This is a genomic window from Mesorhizobium sp. WSM4823 (assembly GCF_055811195.1).
The window spans coordinates 35,260-53,406 of the sequence record NZ_JBVVQL010000005.1; the positions used below are offsets into that span (position 1 = coordinate 35,260).

At 62.8% G+C, this 18,147-nt stretch carries 15 protein-coding genes; all 15 read left to right on the plus strand.

The features are described from left to right. The first annotated feature begins 6 nt into the window (after positions 1-6). Genes tssB through AC0L26_RS15120 form a run of 15 tightly spaced genes read left to right on the plus strand, consistent with a single transcriptional unit; the run spans position 7 to position 18,134 of the window. A complete protein-coding gene (gene tssB, locus AC0L26_RS15050; RefSeq protein ID WP_352931604.1) occupies positions 7-546 on the plus strand; it encodes a type VI secretion system contractile sheath small subunit in 540 nt (179 codons plus the stop codon). A 3-nt stretch (positions 547-549) separates the two neighbouring features. Next, the gene (gene tssC, locus AC0L26_RS15055; RefSeq protein WP_354487220.1) at positions 550-2,055 is read left to right on the plus strand and encodes a type VI secretion system contractile sheath large subunit; all 1,506 of its coding nucleotides are present in this window, start codon (positions 550-552) and stop codon (positions 2,053-2,055) included. Between the two features lie 49 nt (positions 2,056-2,104). Next, entirely contained in the window at positions 2,105-2,566 is a 462-nt protein-coding gene (locus AC0L26_RS15060) for an Hcp family type VI secretion system effector (RefSeq protein ID WP_006329708.1), read from the plus strand. Next, positions 2,553-3,308, plus strand: coding sequence for a type VI secretion system baseplate subunit TssE (gene tssE / locus AC0L26_RS15065; RefSeq protein ID WP_473633246.1), 756 nt, complete (start codon positions 2,553-2,555; stop codon positions 3,306-3,308). The genes AC0L26_RS15060 and tssE overlap by 14 nt, the downstream gene beginning before the upstream one ends. Before the next feature lies 1 nt (position 3,309). Then, positions 3,310-5,184 carry a type VI secretion system baseplate subunit TssF gene (gene tssF, locus AC0L26_RS15070; RefSeq protein WP_473633247.1) on the plus strand — a complete coding sequence of 625 codons (1,875 nt, stop codon included), beginning with the start codon at positions 3,310-3,312 and terminating at the stop codon, positions 5,182-5,184. Further along, positions 5,148-6,269, plus strand: a complete 1,122-nt coding sequence (tssG, locus tag AC0L26_RS15075; RefSeq protein ID WP_473633248.1) for a type VI secretion system baseplate subunit TssG — start codon at positions 5,148-5,150, stop codon at positions 6,267-6,269. Before tssF ends, tssG begins: the two co-directional genes overlap by 37 nt. Continuing rightward, positions 6,266-7,726: a type VI secretion system-associated FHA domain protein TagH gene (gene tagH, locus AC0L26_RS15080; RefSeq protein WP_473633249.1), complete on the plus strand. Its 1,461-nt coding sequence runs from the start codon at positions 6,266-6,268 to the stop codon at positions 7,724-7,726. The genes tssG and tagH overlap by 4 nt, the downstream gene beginning before the upstream one ends. 3 nt (positions 7,727-7,729) lie before the next feature. Further along, positions 7,730-8,182: a type VI secretion system lipoprotein TssJ gene (gene tssJ / locus AC0L26_RS15085; protein WP_473633250.1), complete on the plus strand. Its 453-nt coding sequence runs from the start codon at positions 7,730-7,732 to the stop codon at positions 8,180-8,182. 39 nt (positions 8,183-8,221) lie between these two features. Next, the gene (tssK, locus tag AC0L26_RS15090; protein ID WP_352931618.1) at positions 8,222-9,556 is read left to right on the plus strand and encodes a type VI secretion system baseplate subunit TssK; all 1,335 of its coding nucleotides are present in this window, start codon (positions 8,222-8,224) and stop codon (positions 9,554-9,556) included. Between the two features lie 4 nt (positions 9,557-9,560). Then, positions 9,561-10,883, plus strand: a complete 1,323-nt coding sequence (gene icmH, locus AC0L26_RS15095; protein ID WP_473633251.1) for a type IVB secretion system protein IcmH/DotU — start codon at positions 9,561-9,563, stop codon at positions 10,881-10,883. Between the two features lies 1 nt (position 10,884). Further along, a complete protein-coding gene (gene tssM, locus AC0L26_RS15100; RefSeq protein WP_473633252.1) occupies positions 10,885-14,421 on the plus strand; it encodes a type VI secretion system membrane subunit TssM in 3,537 nt (1,178 codons plus the stop codon). Next, entirely contained in the window at positions 14,418-14,945 is a 528-nt protein-coding gene (gene tagF, locus AC0L26_RS15105; RefSeq protein ID WP_473633253.1) for a type VI secretion system-associated protein TagF, read from the plus strand. The genes tssM and tagF overlap by 4 nt, the downstream gene beginning before the upstream one ends. After that, the gene (locus AC0L26_RS15110) at positions 14,945-16,060 is read left to right on the plus strand and encodes a DUF2169 family type VI secretion system accessory protein (protein ID WP_473633254.1); all 1,116 of its coding nucleotides are present in this window, start codon (positions 14,945-14,947) and stop codon (positions 16,058-16,060) included. Before tagF ends, AC0L26_RS15110 begins: the two co-directional genes overlap by 1 nt. Continuing rightward, a complete protein-coding gene (locus tag AC0L26_RS15115) occupies positions 16,057-17,070 on the plus strand; it encodes a 3-oxoacyl-ACP synthase (protein WP_473633255.1) in 1,014 nt (337 codons plus the stop codon). Before AC0L26_RS15110 ends, AC0L26_RS15115 begins: the two co-directional genes overlap by 4 nt. Further along, the gene (locus AC0L26_RS15120; RefSeq protein ID WP_473633542.1) at positions 17,067-18,134 is read left to right on the plus strand and encodes a DUF4150 domain-containing protein; all 1,068 of its coding nucleotides are present in this window, start codon (positions 17,067-17,069) and stop codon (positions 18,132-18,134) included. The genes AC0L26_RS15115 and AC0L26_RS15120 overlap by 4 nt, the downstream gene beginning before the upstream one ends. The last annotated feature ends 13 nt before the right edge of the window (positions 18,135-18,147 follow it).

Genomic DNA, 18,147 nt, shown 5'->3' on the forward strand with positions numbered 1-18,147 from the left:
CAACACATGCCAGCCGAAAGCAAAGCGAAGGTCATCGAACGAAATCGCGCCCCTCGCGTACAGATCGCCTACGACGTTGAAACCTACGGCAGCCCGACGACAATCGAATTGCCGTTCGTCATGGGGGTGATGGCCGATCTTTCCGGCGCCTCGCAGACCAAGGAAGCGATGAAGTCGGTGCTCGACCGCGCCTTCGTCGAGACCGATGCGAACCGCTTTCCCAAGTTCATGGAGGCGCTCGGGCCTCGGGTGAAGGCGCGGGTGAAAAACACGCTGCCGCAAGCCGAAGGCCAGGAGCGCGACGAGGAACTGGCGCTTGACCTCACCTTCACCAAGATGGGCGATTTCGCCCCGGACAAGATCGCGGAGCAGGTCCCGCAATTGGCTGAGATCCTCAAGATGCGTCGTCAGCTCGAGGAACTGCTCGGCTTCATGGATGGTCGTGTCGACGCCGAAAAGCGCATCGCACAACTTCTGAACAACGAGCCGCTTCTCGGCAAGATCGCCAACCAGGCACTATCCGACGACGACAAGGCTGGGGAGTAAGTCATGGCCGAACAGCAAAAAACCGCAGCCGTCACCGCTGAGGCGGAAGCAATAGACCTCGGAGAATTCAGCGGGCTGCTGGAGAAGGATTTCAAGGTCAAGAAGGACGACAGCGAGAAGCTGCAGCAACTCGTGCGCAACCTGGCACTGGCCGCGCAATCCCGTTCCGATACCACCACCATTTCGTCCAATGCGATCAAGTCGATCAAGTCGCTGATCGCAGGCATCGACAAGATGCTGACGACGCAGGTCAACGAGATCCTGCACGCGCCGGAAGTGCGCGAGATGGAGGGCACGTGGCGTGGCCTCTGGTACCTCATCAACAACACCGAGACGGATCAGAAGTTGAAGATCCGGGTGATGAACATTTCCAAGGAACAGCTGGCCGACACGCTCGAAGACTATGAAGGCCAGATGTGGGACCAGAGCCCGATCTTCAAGAAGGTCTACACGGACGAGTATTCGATGCTGGGCGGCGAGCCGATCGGTTGCCTGGTCGGCGCCTACGAATTCTCGAACCATCCGCGCGACGTCGGCCTACTGCGCAATATGTCGGGTGTGTGTGCCTCCGCGCATACGCCGTTCATCGCGGCCGCCTCGCCTCGCCTGTTCCGAATGGACAGCTGGCAGGAACTGCCGAACCCGCAGGACCTGCAGATGATCGTGTCGAATCCGGCCTACGCCTCGTGGCAATCGCTTCGCGAGAGCGAGGATGCGCGTTATATCGGCCTTACCATGCCGCGTGTGCTGGCGCGGCTGCCTTACGGCACCGACACAGTTCCGGTGAAGGGCTTCACCTTCGAGGAAGAGGTGCAGGGCGACCATAACAAATATGTCTGGATGAATGCCGCCTTCCCGATGGGCGTCAACATCAACCGCAGCCATAAGCTCTATGGTTGGGGCACGCAGATCCGCGGCGTCGAGAATGGCGGCACGGTGCTCAACCTGCCGGTGCACAGCTTCCCGACCGATGACGGATCGATCGCGATGAAATGCCCGACGGAGGTCGCCATCGACGACCGGCGCGAGGCGGAGCTCGCCAAGCTTGGACTGATGCCGATCCTGCACCGGAAGAATACCGATCTCGCGGCCTTCATCGGCGCGCATTCGCTGCAGGACGACGAGACCCGCGCCGGGCGGCTGGTCGACCCGGATGCCCAGTCGAACGAGCGGCTGAGCGCGAACTTGCCCTACCTGTTCCCGGTCTCGCGCTTCGCGCATTACCTCAAGGCGATCGCGCGCGACAAGATAGGGTCGTTCAAGGAGCGCTCGGACATGCAGATCTGGCTGACCGAGTGGATCAACCGTTACGTGCTGGCCAACCCGGCCTTCGCCGACGACAAGGCGCGCGCCAAGCGCCCGCTTGCCGCTGCGGAGGTCCAGGTGGACAGCGTCGAGGGTCGGCCGGGCTATTACAATGCCCGCTTCTATCTGCGTCCGCACTACCAGCTGGAAGGCATCAACGCCTCGCTCCGGTTGGTGTCGGAACTACCGTCCGTGAAGACTTGATTTGCAGCAGCAGCATCTTGTTTTGTTTTAAAAGCGGTGGAGAAAGACTATGCCCACAACAGTGAAGATCGATGGCTTTCTAAAGGTTCCGGATATCAAAGGTCCAAGCGTTCGAGACGGCCACGAAGATGAAATCGAAGTCCACGGGGTCGATTACAAGATAATCGCGCCATACGATCCGAATTCGCTCTCACGCCGCGGTCGTGTGTCCCTCGGCATGATCAAGTTCACCAAGCACTATGACAAGTCGTCGCCTTATTTGAAAAAGGCGCTGTTCGACAACAAGGCCCTGGACGAAGTTGTGTTCTCCGCCCGCCGGACAATCGACGGCGAGACCAGCGATTACCTGGTCGTCACCCTGACCGACGCCTCGATCATGGAATACGACATGTCGCAGGCCGAGGACGAGGAAGACCTGATCCAGGAGGAGGTCAGCTTCGCCTACAAGAAGATCAAGTTCGTCTATGACAAGGACGACGAAATCGAAATGGATGTCTATGTCGGCAAGTGAGGCCCGGCGGCCCGGCGCCGACAAGCCACAGGTTACCGGCAGTTCGCGAGCGAAACGCGAAGCGGTTCAGCCCTCTCTTTGGGATCGCCTCGTCAATGACCTGCCGGGCGTGACCTCGGAGATAGACGGACTGCGCCAAGTCTTGCACGACGAGCTTGGCGCGGACCGGCTGGACATCCTTGTTGCGGGAACCCCGCGGATCATCGACGCCGACGCCGAGCTCACATCCGATCAGAAGCAGCGTCTGCACCGCCTGATCTTTCAAACCCAGCATCGCGCGGAGATCGAAAGCCGCGGCGTGGTCGTATCCGCCCGCGTGCTCAGGGAGGCCGTGCGACGCGACATCGAGGCGCTGTTCAACACCGAGCGCTTCGAGGCTGTTCCACTTCTTTCCGATCTCGAAAACGAACAGGCCGCCGACAACCCACCATCGCTTGCCGATTTTCCGGAGGTTCGCCGAAGTGTGGTCAACTACGGCGTGCCTTCGTTTTCAGGCCGATCCTCCCGCGACTTTGATCGCGAAGCCCTGGCACGCGAGATCCGTTCCATCCTCGCCACGTTCGAACCACGTCTCAAGGAGGGCGCAACAAAGGTTACGGTGACCCTTGGCGACAGAACCGTGGGGCTGAAGATCGAGATAGACGCTGTGCTGATCATGACGCCGACGCCGGAACGCATGCGCCTGCGCACCACGATCAATCTCGATAACGGCTTGGCGCGGACCGAATTTAGGGAAGCCTGAGATGGATCGGGTCTTCGTAGAATATTACGAGGAGGAACTGACCCATATCCGTGCACTCGCGGCGGAATTTGCCGACATGCATCCGGCTGTGGCGCGCAATCTTTCGCTCGATACGGTCCCGTGTCCGGATCCGTATGTCGAGCGGCTGCTTGACGGCGTTGCTTTCCTTGCCGCGCGCACCCGGCTGAAAGTCGATGCGGAGCGCTCACGGTTTTCACGCAGCGTGCTCGATGTCCTCTATCCCGATCTGGTTTCGCCGGCGCCGGCAACGGCGATGGCCGTGCTGAAGCCCGGCCAACAGGTCCAGTCGATGATTGCCGGCCATGTCATCAAGCGGAACACGCGGCTGGTCTCCAGCCTACAACCCGGCCTGTCGACGCGCTGCACATTCACCACCGCGCAGGAAATGACGCTGTGGCCGATCACAATCACGTCGGTCAGTTATTTCCAGGATCGCAGCGGGTTGGCAGCGGCCGGCATAACACCGATCGGCGGTGTGGGCGGCGAGGCCGCGCTCCGCATCACGCTGGCTCGAACCGGAAAAGGCAAGCTCAACGAACTGGCGCTCGACCGGCTCGATCTCTATTTTGCCGGGCGCACCAAGGCGCCGCTTTTGTTTGACGCGATCTTCGGCGCGTGCTCGGCTGTTGGCGCACGCGCCGAAGGCAAAACCAACCCGCTATTTGCCCTGCCGGGACCCGAAATGGTCGGCATCGGCGACGACGAGGCGTTGATGCCTCGTACCCGTCCGACATTCGAAGGGTACCGTCTGCTGCGCGAATATTTCATGATGCCCGAGCGCTTCCACTACGTACGGGTTTCGGGGCTGCGACCCGTCATCCGCAAATGCGAGGCAGGGATCGAGATCCTCTTCATGTTCCGGCGTCCGGTGCCTGAGCTGGCGGACGTGACGGCGGCCGATTTCGAGCTCTTCGCAACCCCGATCATCAATCTGTTCGAACGTGAGTGCAACGTCATCGAGCTCGATCCCCGCAGGACGCGCCAGGTGCTGCACGCCGACCGTACCCGAGCGCGGGATTTCGAAATCTACCGGGTTACCCGCGTCGAGGATGCCGATACTGAAGGCAACGAAGCCGAAATTCCCGAACTCTTCAGCCTCGGGCAAAATCGCGGCAGTGGCTGGGTTTATTCAACCGAACGGCGCCCTCGCCGGGCCACCGAAGATGAACGGCGCGACGGCCTGACCCGCACTTCATACACCGGGGATGATGTCTTCCTGGCGATTTCACGTCCGGTCGCAAGCCCGGTAAACCGGCCGCTGAAACGTCTCGACGTTATGGCGCTTTGCACCAATCGCGATCTGCCGATACTCGACGACAACCCGACCTTGACGCTGGAGACAGGCGATCCGGTCGAAGCGGTCAGGCTTCTCGGCGCGTTGCGCCCGCCCCAGTCGGCTATCCCCGCAGCGCTGCCGTCGGGCGCCGAGCACGAGTCCCGCGCCGATAATCTCGCCTGGAGACTGGTGGCGCAACTCGCGCTCAACTTTCTCAGCCTTGCCAAGGAAGGTCGCGGAGTCGACCCGCTGCATGCGCTGCTCGATCTTTACGCCGATCGGGGAGATCCAAGCCTCGCCCGCAACGTGCATTCGATCGTTCGCATCGACTCGCGGCCGGTCATCGAACGGCTACAGATCGATGGGCCGATGTGCTTCGGACGGGGCACTGAAGTGACGCTGCATGTGGACCAGTCTGTGCTGGCGGGGCAAAGCACATTGCTGCTTTCGGCCTTGCTCGCGCGGCTGTTTGCCCGCCACGCCGGAATAAACGGCTTTGTGCGGACCCGCACGCGGCTGCTGCAGAAACAGGAGGATGTGCCATGGCCGATGACGCCCGGCAATCGCTACCTGATCTAGACACATTCGACCCGGACCGGGCCGAGGAGCTGTCTGAAACGTTCGACTTCTTCGAACTGTTGCGTCGGCTCGAACGGAGAGGCGGGCTGTTCGGCTATTCCGGCCAGCCGGATCGCGAGCCGGCAAGGCTCGGACAACATGTGCGTCTCAGCTTTACCGCCAAGGACGTAGTTGAGTTCCGCGACGCAAAGGACAAGACCCCAGGGAACGACAAGTCCTCGGGGAAGGACAAGTCCTTCGGAAACGACAGGGCCCCGGCCCGGGTCACGGTTGCAAATCTCGGGCTGATGGGACCTGAAGGCCCCTTGCCGCTGCATCTGACGCGTTGGGTGCTCGATCGCCTGTCGCAGCGCTGGTTCACCGGGGCAGAAGCGCGGCAGACCAGCGACACGACCTTCGTGGATTTCGTCAATATTCTTCAGCACCGCATGATCGCCCTATACTATCGGGCCTGGGCGGATGCTCATCCTGCGGTACAGGTGGAACGCGCGGTCGGCGGTCGCGTTCGCGCCATGCTTGAAGCCATGGCCGGGATCGGCTTGCCTGGTACCGGGAATCCCGATCTCGACACGGTGAAGCTTCGCCAGGCCGCTTCGCTCGCCAGCCAAGTCGACGGCCCGGAGCGGCTGACTCTGTTCCTGGCGGAAGCGTTCAAAGTGCCGGTCCAGATAAAGGAGTTCGTCGCCGCTTGGATAACCATACCGGCCACGCTTCAGACTGGCCTTGGCAAAGCCTACGCTGCGCTCGGTCGCGGGGCGACGATCGGCCCGCGCGTCTTCAGCCGTCAAAGCCGGATCGAACTCCGCGTCGGCCCGCTCGGATATGAGGACTTCACGGCGTTCCTGCCGGGTGGTCAGCGTCTGAAATTGTTCAAGCAGGCCGTTCGCGACATGGTCGGGGAGGCGCTCGACGTCGATCTGCGGATCGTGCTCGCGCGCGACGCCGTGCCGCCGTCGCGTATCGGAACGATACAGCTTGGCCGGACCGCCTGGCTTGCGCGGCCCCCCGAAAGGGGAGATGCTGACGATATGCGGCTGCGGACGATCGTCGGATGGCGGCCGGAATTGGCGGAGGTCGCGGCATGAGCCTGCTGCTGACGCTGGAGCAAGGACCCCGTACCCAGGCGGTTAGGCAGACCCGGCTGGACGAGGGTGAGTTGGTGATCGGCCGCAGCGCGGACGCGGGCTGGCAGATCGACGATCCCGACATGTTCGTTTCGCGCGCCCATTGCAAGATCACCGGCGGGCGGGATGGATACTTCGTTACCGACACGTCGAGCAGCGGGCTGTTCATAAACGACTCCCACAGCCCGCTCGGCGCTGGCCAGTCCGCGCGGCTGCAAAGCGGCATGCGACTCAGACTGGGCGACTACGTCGTATGCGTCGACCTGCAGTCGCCGGTAGCCCAGGCACCGGCAAGCAGTCAGTCGGTCGCGGAACGCTCGCCGCCAGCGTCTCGTGTACCGATCAGCATCGGCCACGACGACTTTTTTTCAGCCAAGATCGAAGAGGAGCCACGGCGACCGCGGCCGGCCGATCTGCCGAACCCGTTCGAGCAACCGGTGCCGGGGGCGTTCGAGCGTGCCAACCAGCGCAGTTCGCCTGCCTTCGACGACCCGTTCAGCCTCGACCCGGTAGCAACGCCGGCGCCGAACGGCGCAGCCTATCCCGAACCACGTGGTGCGCCGGGCCCCGCTGATCCATTCAGCCTCGATCCGGCGCCATCCGGCAACGGTGCAACCGAGTCCTTTCCAGGAAAGCCATCCGAATTCGATGATGATTTCGGTTTCGGGCCGGCAGCGACGCCCGATCTGAGAAACGGCGCCGGCTCGACCGATCAGCGCGAACGTGTCGCCGTAAAACCGCAATCCGCCAATCCGTGGGACCTGCCCGCGCAACCGGCTAAGGCGCCTCCTCCACCAAAAACGGGTGCTGCTGCCAAAGCTGCCCGAACGGAAGCGGCGGGGCTCAATGACATGGCGCTTCGCACGGCGTTCCTGCGTGGCTTGGGCATCGAGGAAGCCGATTTTCCAGGGCGCGACACCGCCGCGGAAATGGAGAAGTTCGGTCGCGAGTATCGGCTGATGATGGAAGGCCTGATGCAGCTTCTGCGCAAGCGAGCAGAGGAAAAGGGAAGCGCTCGCGTCGCCCAGACGATGGTCGGGGCCTCTGAGGTCAATCCGCTCAAGTTTCTGCCGACGGTCGACGATGCCATCGTGACCATTATCGCCGAGCGCAGCCCCGGATTTCTCGCCGGCGAAGCAGCAATCGCCGACGCGGTCCGCGATCTCGCGCAACATCACGTGCGCGCCTGGCGCGGCGTGCAGACCGCCTTGCGGCGGATGATTGACCGGTTTGACCCGGCGGCGATCGAGGAAGAGCTGAAATCGAATTCCGCGATCGGCACCCTGCTTTCAGGCGGACGTGGCGCCAAGCTGTGGGAGCTCTACCAGAAACGCCATCGTGAAATCGCCCAGAGCGCGGAGACGAGCTTTCTTGGTGAAATTGGCGCGGATTTTCGGGACGCATATGAGGAGGAGTGAGACATGATCGATCGACGCGAATTCGTCATTGCCCTGGGCGCGACGGGGCTGCTTACCGCTTGCCAGAGCGGTCCGCCAAAGCCGTCGGCCATCACGGTCAACCTGACCGGCGCGGCCGGCATGAACCCGGGACCAGGTGGCGGCGACCGGCCGGTGACGGTCCTGGTGATGCGGTTGCGCAGCACCGGTAAGTTCAATTCGGCCGATTATTTCGCGCTGCAGGGCGATGCCGGCTCCGCGCTCGCAGGCGATCTCATCGGATCCGACCAGATGTCAGTCGCGCCGGGAAAGACCGTGACCAAGATCATTACCGTCGAGCCGGACGCAACTGCGTTGGGCTTCGTTGCGCTGATCCGCGAGCCCGGCGGCAGAAACTGGCGGACAACCAAGTCCGTTTCGCCCGGATCACAATTTACCGTCAATGTAACGCTCGGTAGCGGCGGAATTTCCGCCTAGCGGCCGAGGCAAGGGGTGCTCGATGCAGAGAGTGGCGGCATGAGCGATGCAAACAGGGTGCTGTGGTCCGAAGGACTGTTTCTGCGGACCCAGCATTTCCAGCAGCAGGATCGTTTTTTCGAGGCGACTGTGCGCGGCGCTTTGCAGGCCGGGCAGTTGCACACGTTCGGCTTTCAGCAGCTGACGCTGGATCAGGCAATGCTCGATGCCGGCCAGGTCTCGATCCTGTCGGCACGGGGCATCTTTCCGGACGGAACCCCCTTTTCGATCCCGGACCTGATGGACGCGCCGCGACCGCTGCCGGTGACGCCGGATACGGGCGCCGGAGCGGTGCTGGTCGCCTTGCCGCTCGAACCTCCCGGCGGCGTCGGCTTCGATCCAGCGCATGCTGCGTCCACGGGCGCGCGCTATCACGGAAAGATCGTTTCGGTCCGCGACGCTGTCCAGGGCGGTTCGGACGCTGAAGAGATCGAAATCGCTCGTCCTCAGGCATTGCTGCTTGCCCCCGGAAAATCGGTTGGCGGTTACACCGCCTTGCCCATAGCCGATATCAAGGGCGTCCGAGCCGACGGTGGGGTGTCCCTGGATGAGACGTTCCTGCCCCCGACCTTGGTTACCGGCGCGGTGGCCTGGTATCGGCAATTGCTTCTGGAAGTCGTTACGGGCCTCGACCAGATCGCCGAGGCGCATGGCAAGATGGTCATGGGCGGGCCAGGCCGCAGCGTCGAAGATTTGTTGATGCTCAATCTCGCCAATGCAGCGCGTCCCCGACTGGCCCACATGCTGGCGCAGGATGTTTTCCATCCGGCCGAACTTTATCTTGAGCTTGCGGGTCTCGCCGGCTCGATGGCGACCTATGGCTCCAGCGCGCGGCGGCTGGGCGAATTGCCGGCTTACGATCACATGTCACCCGGCCCCGCATATTCAGCGCTGGCGGATGCGCTACGCTCGCTCATCCTGAGCTTGCGCTACATCGAGCCGAAATCACGCGCCCTGCCCGTCATGCGGCATTCGACCAATGTCTGGAAAATCCGCATCGACAACCCGAAGCTTCTGGTGGCCAGCCGGATCGTCATCCGGGTCGGGTCCGAGCTGTCGGAGGACGCGCTGCGCAAGATATTCGTCAACCAGGCGACTGTCGGCGCAGCCGATCAGTTCGAAGGCTTATGGAAGTCCCGCCTGCCCGGCATCCCGCTTAAACCGCTGCATTCGCAACCCCGCGAAATCCCCTACGATGGCGATCGGCTGTGCCTTGAGCTGGACCAGAAGAGCGAGCACTGGGCCTCGCTGCTCGATGCCCCAGGCTTCGTCATCGGCGTTTCGGGCGTGTTGCCGAGCGAGCCGCAGGTGGACTGCTATTCGGTGAACAGGTGAAATCATGAGCCGGGATGATCCATTCGGGCTTTCGGAGGATCGTGAACGCACTCGCATACGGCTGACCGGTGCGCCGATGCCGCGCCCGATGGCGCCGCTCTTGCCAGGCGCGCCGATAAAACGGTCCCGCACCCATCCGAACGCACTTGTGAATGCATTCGCACCTTTGCTCGAGTTCGCGCCCGAACTTGAAAGCGCGCTGCCGCCGGAGAATCCGGAAGCGCTGCGTACCCGGCTGCTCGACGAACTGGTTCGGGCACGCGATACGGCAATGGCGGCGGGATCCTCGCTGGAGCGGGCCGATCAGGCAGCCTGGGTGGTGGCGGCGCTGCTCGACGATCTGGCGTTGAACACGCCATGGGGCGGTGCGAGCGCATGGCCGCGTCAGCCGCTTGTGGTCATGCTTCGTGGCGATGTCGATGCCGGCACGCAGTTCTTCACCCGGCTTGATGAACTGGAGCGTCACCCGAACAGAGACCGCGAATTGCTGGAACTGCAATACCATTGCCTGGCGCTCGGCTTCCGGGGCAAATATCGCGTGCCCGGCCGGTCGGGCGACCGTTCGCTCAATGCCGTTCGCGTGGCGGCGGCACGCTTCCTGCGCGACACCGACGCCGAAGCCGCGCCGCTGTCGCCGAACTGGAAAGGCGTGATCGCCTCTGACGAGCCGCAGCGCTTCATCGTTCCGATCTGGGTGATGGCACTCGCCGCCGCCGTTGTCGCCACCGCAATCCATATCGGGCTCTCGATGGGACTGAGCAGCCAGGCGGTCGAGCTTTCCGCCCTTGTTCGCGCTCTGCCGCCTCCCACCCGCGGTGATATCAGTCGCACGTCGCCACAGGTCGACGCGCCACCGCCGGAGGCTGTGGATTTTGCGCTGTTGCCGGAATTTCAGGCCGGGGCGCCGGCCAACCTCAAGTCGGCCCTCAGAGGCACCGAGAGCGTCTCGCTGGCGAAGCTGGTCGTTCAGGCCTCGAACCCCGAACTGTTCCAGTCGTCGCGAGCACAACTGACAGAAGGTTTCGAGCCGCTGATCGGTTCTATCGCCAAGGTGATCCTCGCCAATCAGGAACTGATCGGCGACATCACGGTGGTCGGTCACACCGACAGCGTTCCGCTGCAAAGCTCCAATCCGCTCTCCACCAACCAGCGGCTGTCCGAAGCGCGCGCGGCGACCATTGCCGACATGCTGGTTCAGAACGGAGTGCCGCGGGACCGCGTTCGTTCCGAAGGCCGCGCAGCCACCGATCCCGTAGCCAAAGACAGCACACGCCAAGGCCGAGCCCTCAACCGCCGGGTCGAGGTGCTGGTCGAAAAGAGGCTGTGAGATGTTCATCCTGCGCTTCCTCTGGGCGGTTCTGACATCGAGCTGGCTTTGGACGCTGATCGGCATCACACTGCTTTCCCTGGTTATCTGGGTGTTCGGTCCGATCGTCAGGGTTGGCGCCTACGAACCCTTCGCCTCGGAAAATGTGCGCATCGTCATCATCGCGCTGCTGGTCATTTTCTGGCTGATTTGGCTGATCGTCGCCCAGCGCCGGGCGATCCGCGCCAACCGCATGTTCGTCGCCGAGATCGCCGCGCCAGCGGTGGAAAAGCCGCTCAGCCCAGGCGAGGAGAACGTCGCCGCCGTCGGTGCCAAGTTCGCCGAAGTGATGGCCGAACTGAAGCGCCGCAAGCTGGGCGGGCGCAAGTTCCTGCGCGAGATGCCCTGGTACCTGATCGTCGGGCCGCCGGCCACAGGCAAGACCACGGCCCTGCGGCAGTCCGGGCTGAACTTCCCGATCGATCTCACCGACGACCTGCAAGGCGTTGGCGGAACGCGTAACTGCGACTGGTTCTTTTCGGAGAACGCGGTTCTGATCGACACGGCTGGCCGCTATGTCCAGCAGGAGAGCCAGCCCGACGTCGATGCGGCGGAATGGCTAGGTTTCCTCGACCTTTTGAAGAAACACCGGGGTCGCCGGGCGCTGAACGGGGTGATCGTCGCGCTATCGATCGACGTGTTTTCGGAGGGCGACGAAGCCATCAAGGCACATGGCCGCAAGATCCGCCGTCGGCTGGCAGAGCTCAACGACCGGCTCGAAATCCGTCTTCCGGTCTATCTGATGCTGACCAAGGCCGACCTGATCAAGGGTTTCGAGGCTTTCTTCGGCGGCCTTTCGACGGCCTCGCGCGAGCAGGTCTGGGGCACGACCTTCGCGCTGGATGCGCGTGTCGACGCAAAGACCATAGAGCGGGAAATCGCCACTCTGGCGACGGAACTCGAGCGGCGGCTGGTGCCGCGCCTGGAGGACGAGGACAAACTCGCCGCCCGCGCCGAGATCTTCCGGTTTCCCGCCCAGCTTGCAAGTCTGTCCGAACCAATCCAGGTGCTGATCGAGGCAATGTTCGGCGAAAGCCGGTACGAGGAAGCCGCCTGGCTGCGCGGCCTCTATCTGACGTCAGCAACCCAGGAAGGGGCGCCCATCGACCGGCTGGCCGCGGCGCTGTCTTCTTCCTTCGGTCTTCCGCCGCGACGGGCCATGCCAGCGCAGCGCATCGAAAAACGCAGCTTTTTCCTGAAGAACCTGCTGACCGAGGTCATCTTCAGGGAAGCGGGCCTGGGGACGTTCGATCCGCTGGCGCAGCGTCGCCGCACCTGGATCTGGCGTGGCGCCGCAGCCGCATGTGCCGCCGCGGCGCTGTTGGCCGGCGCAATGTTCAGTTGGTCCTACTATGACAATCGCAATGCGATCGCGGCGCAGGCAAGCCAGTTCGAAGCGCTGCAGACGCCTCTGACCACGGTCGCGGCAACCCCGGCGTCGGTGGAGCAGCCGGCCATCGATGGCGCGCTGAACGCGATGGCCGAGGTCGCAAATGCCCGAACCGAACCGCCTGGCAGCGCCCAGGATCTGCTCGGACCGTCGGCCTCGGCGGAACTGCTGCGCGCGCAGGCCGACACCTACGACCACGCTCTGCGCAACGTTCTCGAGCCGCACATGATCGCTCTGCTCGAGGCAACCATGTGGCGACAGATCCGCGATCCGGATTTCATGCTGGGGGCGCTGAAGACCTATCGCATGATGACAGGCCTGTCGCAGATGGATCCCGATTTCGTCCAGAACTGGTGGGTGAACGACTTGCCCGAATTCGCACCGGCGGCGCCCTTCCCGACCGCCGACGCGGAAGAGCACCAGCTTGCCGCGATCCGCCGCATGGCGGTCGACGACAGCTATATCGCGCCGGATCAGGCGCTGGTTGCCGAGGCGCTGAAAACAGTCTGCACGATTTCGTTGCCGGCGCGTGCCTACAGGCAGCTGCTGGCCGACCCGGCGGTGGCCGGGCTCAAGGAATGGATCCCCGCGAATTTTGCCGGACCCAACGGCGGCAAGGTTTTTGCGCGGCGTTCCGACAAGACGCTTCGCGTCGGCATTTCGGGAGCATTCACCTATTCCGGCTTCCACGATGCCATTCTCGACCGGGTAGAGGATGTCGCCGCCCAGGCGGCGCTGGATCGAGCGGTCTTCGCCGGCGGCTGCTCGGAGAATTCCGAAACCTCTGTCTCGGCGCTGTCCGAGGATATTCTGAAGCTCTATTACGAAGACTACATCGCCCAATGGGACAGTTTCCTGCGCGATATGACGCTCGCGCCATTGACCGACCTGAATGTCGCCAGCGAGAATCTCAAGGACCTTTCAAGCGCCGATTCCGCGCTGAAACGCCTGCTTACGGCAGTCATTCAGGAGACCGACCTTACCCGATCCGATGAAGCACCCGCCGATAACAAGGCAGCGGCCAAGGGCGGCTCGAAACTACTCGGCAAGCTGGGGAAGCTGGGAAAAATCGTCAAGACGGGCGCAAAACTACTGCCACGCGCCGGCTCCCCCGACGAAGTGGATCTTACCGGCAATCTTGTGGCCGAACACTTCAAGCCGCTCAAGGGCGCAATCGCCGAAGTTGACGGCCAGCCGCCGGCACTCGACGCAGCGGTGGTGGCCCTGACCGCCCTGTCCAACGTGCTGCAGACGGTCACGGCCAATCCCGACCCCCAGGACGCCATCAAGAAGCAGGGCGGCCTCGCCGAACTGACGGGAGCGGTCGCCAGGCAAGCGCAGATCCTGCCCGATCCGGTCGACGACTGGCTCGGCGGCATCGCCGGCGATACCAGCGGCCTAACGCAGAAGGCGGTCACCTCGGAGCTCAACGCCATCTGGCGCGCCGATATCCTGCCATTCTGCCAGGCGGCGCTGAACGACCGATATCCCTTCAGCCCTGAAAGCGCGGTCGACGTCAATGTCCGCGATTTTTCTCGCCTGTTCGGACCGGCCGGGATGATCGACGCCTTCATCAACGATCACCTGATCAGCTATGTCGACACCGCCAGCCAGCCATGGAAATGGCGTGCCGACTTCGGCCTGGACCCGGCGGCTCTGGCAGCGTTCGAACAGGCCAGGCGGATCCGCGACGACCTCTTTCCCGGCGGTACCGGCCCGGTGATGAACTTCACGCTCGAGCCCAAAGATCTGTCTCCGAACGTCACACGCGTCACGCTCAATCTCGATGGCCAGAACCTCGTCTACTTCAACAACGCGACGCGCCCGCAACCGATGACATGGCCCGGCAAGGACGGCACCGGCGTCATCTCGCTTGCCTTCCAGCCGATCGACGGCTCACCCGAAATTATGCTCAACGAGACCGGCAGTTGGGCATGGCTGCGGATGCTGCGCAGCGGCCGCTTCACCGGTACGTCGCTGTCCGATGTCTACAGCCTGCGATTGGGGACGCAAGGCATGTACGCCGATTTCGAACTCAAGGCAGCAAGCGTCGAAAACCCCTACAATCTTCAGATGTTCAAGAAGTTCTCATGTCCGCCCCAGATATGATCCTGCCCGGCTTCTACGGCAAAATGCCTGCCACCGGCGATTTCGTCACGCGGCGGCTGCCGGGGGACTTTGTGCGCGTCTGGGACCGCTGGCTGGCGCTCCACATCGTCCCGCTGATGGGCCGAGATGGGTGGCCCGGCAGCACCGCGTTGCGCTTCCTGGCCGGCCCGGCTTGCTTCGGCGCATCAGCAGGCATTGTTCTGCAGAGCGCCGACAGGGTCGGGAGGCAGTTTCCGCTGAGTGTCGTCGCGCAGCTCTCTGATGCTTCCTTCCAGCTTACTCATGGCGACGGTTGGTTCGACAGCATCGAGGCTGCGGCCTTCGCCGCCCAACGCGGTGTGCTCACACCCGACGAACTGGATGCCGCACTGACCGCCCTGCCGGTGCCATCCATTAAGGAGGACGGAGATGTCATCGACGACATGGTGATGTGGACCGCCCGCTCGGACATTTTCGACGTCGACCCGCAATCGCCGCAAGCGACGCTGGAGCAGATTTTCGCCGCCAACTGGGAGACCAGCTGATGCAGATCTGGAACCAGATGGGTTATCCACACCAGTTCACGGCAGCAACGGATGTTGCAGGGCACGATTGGCTTGTCGTGGTGGTGAAGGGTACCTTCGATTTTCCGGAGACACCTGGCGGAAACGTGCGCAAATCGGCGGAACAAGTTCCGCTGGTTTTCGCCGACACGCAAACAGGTGAACCGGGTTATTCCGCCACACTCTGGGAAACCGACTTCGCATTTCGCAAGCCGCGCTGCGACGTGATTGCCAACGGCTGTGCTTACGCACCTGGCGGCCGGCCGGCCGAGCGGGTGCCTGTCGGCATCAAGATCGGCAACTGGTCGAAACTCTTCGAGGTGGTGGGCAATCGCGAATGGCGCTCCATCGGCCCGCTTTTCACAGCCACATCGCCGCAGCCCTTCCTCAAAATGCCGATCACCTACGATCGGGCTTGGGGTGGCATCGACCGGTTGAACCCGGAGGAGAAACTGCCGGGCGCTTATCTGCGCAATCCAGTCGGCACCGGTTGGTCGCAGACAAAAAATCAACGCCTGATTCCCGGCCTGCGCCTACCGAACACGCAGAAGCCCGGCGAAGACATCCGCACGCCCTTCGGCGATTATTACCCGATGAGTTTCGGGCCGATGGGCCGCGGTTGGCCGGGCCGCATTGAATATGGTGGCACCTACGACCAGAACTGGATCGACAACGTCTTCCCCTTCCTGCCGCAGGATTTTGACGAGCGCTATTTCCAGATGGCCCCGCCTGACCAGCAGATCGATTTCCCGCGCGGCGGCGAGGAGGTGCAACTCGTCAACCTGACGCCGGAAGGACGCGTAATTTTCCGCTTGCCGCCGACCGGGCTGGAGATGACCTTACTCAAAGGTAGCACCAAGGCCTTCGAGGGGGTGCTGCATCCCGACACGATCCTGTTCGATCTGGAGAAGCGGCGGTTCTCGCTGGTGTGGCGGGTGTCTCAACGTCTACAACGCACGATTCTTGAGTTCTCTGAAGGCTGGGTCGGTCCACCGACGCCTGGCATGAGGCACGCACGGGCAACCGGCAAACAGTATGTCGGCCTCTCAAAGATGCGTCCTCGCGTCGAGGAGGGCGGAGAGTCGGAGGCGGCATGACGGCTCCACTCAGCATCATATCCGCAGGTATGGTCACTGCCGTTGGGCTGGATGCGCCCTCGAGCTGTGCAGCCATGCGCGCCAGACTTGATGGCTTCCAAGAGACCCGCTTTCTCGGCCCCGACGGCGACCGGCTGATAGGCGCGCCTGTCCCGCTGCCACGAGACTGGATGGGCGAAAAGCGCATGGCCCATATGGCGGCCGCCGCCATCGTCGAAGCATTCGACGCTGTGCCCGAGGCCCGCGGCCGAACGGCCCTCATACTCTGCCTCGCCGAGGAGGGCCGCCCCGGGCGCCAAGCACCTGACAGCCAGCAGTTGCTCATCAAAATCGAGCAAATAGCCGAGATCGGCAGCCCAATTCCCGCTCGCGTCGTCGCGCATGGCCGCCCTTCCGGCCACGTCGCCCTCGATGCAGCTCGCCGTCTGCTTGTCTCGAGGGCGGCTGCCTTCGTAATGATCGTCGGGGTCGACAGCTATCTGACTGCGCAGTGCATCAGTCACTATCTCGAGCGGGATCGACTGCTGACAAAGAAGAACTCGAACGGTTTCATCCCGGGCGAGGCAGCTGCCGCGATCCTCTGCGCGCCCTCGGGCGGCCGCGTCCGGCTCACAGGCCTAGGCCTCGCACGGGAGAAAGCTCCCATCTACAATGAGGCGGATATTCCCTTCCGAGGTGAAGGGATGGCAACAGCCTACAAGGGCGCGTTTGCCGGATCAGGCTGCCTCCATTCCGATGTCACTCTCAAAATGGGAGACCTGATCGGCGAAACGTACTGGTTCCAACAGACCGCCCTGGCCATGCTGCGCACCCAGCGCGAGCGGTCGCCGGTTCAGCCAATATGGACATTGGGTGGGAGCCTGGGGAATATCGGGGCTGCCGCTGTTCCTGCCATGCTTGGCTGGACACTCGCCGCGATGGAGCGTGGCTACGCACCTCCGGGACCGATCCTGGTAGAGGCGTCGGGCGACGACGGCGCCTGCGGGGCCGCCGTGGTGGCGGCAAAATGACGGTTTTCGCAAACGGGCGAGAAATCTCATCCGAGGCGCAAGGGTGCAAGGTAATTGCGGCGTTTCCCGATGTCTGTTTCACACCGCCCGAAAATCCTGCAACGCCACCGGGCGTGCCCGTTCCCTATCCCGATTTCGGGTTCGACTCCGATCTAACTTCCGGCAGCGGTACCGTCAAGATCGGTGGCAAGCCGATAAGCCAGGAGAATAGCAGCAAATACAAGAAATGCTCGGGCGATGAGGCAGGGGCGGCCGCCAAAAAGGGCATCATTACTTCGAAGAACACCGGCAAGATCTACGCGCAGGCTTGGTCATCTGATGTCAAGGTCGAGAGCAAGGGCGTTGCGCGGCTGGGTGACATGTCCACCAGCAATCATGCAAGCAATACGGGCGATGCGCCGCCGATGGTCATCGCTGGCATGCCCGCGCCGCCGACCTTCAAAACGGACACCTGCCTCGTCGGGTCCTACGAGGACACCCAGGGCGATTGTGCCGATCGCGGAGGTCAGGCGCACCATATCATTCCCGATGAGTATCTTCGTAAGACGAACCGGGAAAAGGCCGAGGCTACAGCAAAACGGGTGGCGGGCACTAAAAAGAAGGATACGACACGATTGGACGACACCTTTCCTAGGATCGATCAGGGCTGCTGCATCTGCGTCGGCGGAAACGCCAACGGCGCCGCGGCAAACGAGGCGAGTCCGACCACGAAGAAGGGCAAGCAGGCGAAAACCACGATCGTCGCGAAAGGCAAGGCCCATGCCAAGACTTCTGGCGGCAAGAGCCTGGCGACGCTGCGCGGTCATGGCTTCCTACATCAGTTCGACGACAAATTCCGTAAGCTGAGCCCGACAGTCGACAACGCATTGGACACCGCAAACGACCTCCTGGACGAGATCGTCGAATACGAACAAGGCGGCGTCGACGCTGAATGCGCCGAAAAAGCAAAGGAATGCATCAGCAAGCAATTCGCGGCCGCAAAGGAGAAGGGCGCCAAGCTCAAGCAGATCACGCCGAGGAGCGAGGAGTCGATCGAAAGGCGCCTTGAGCGGCTCGACGTATAATCCTGAAAGAAAC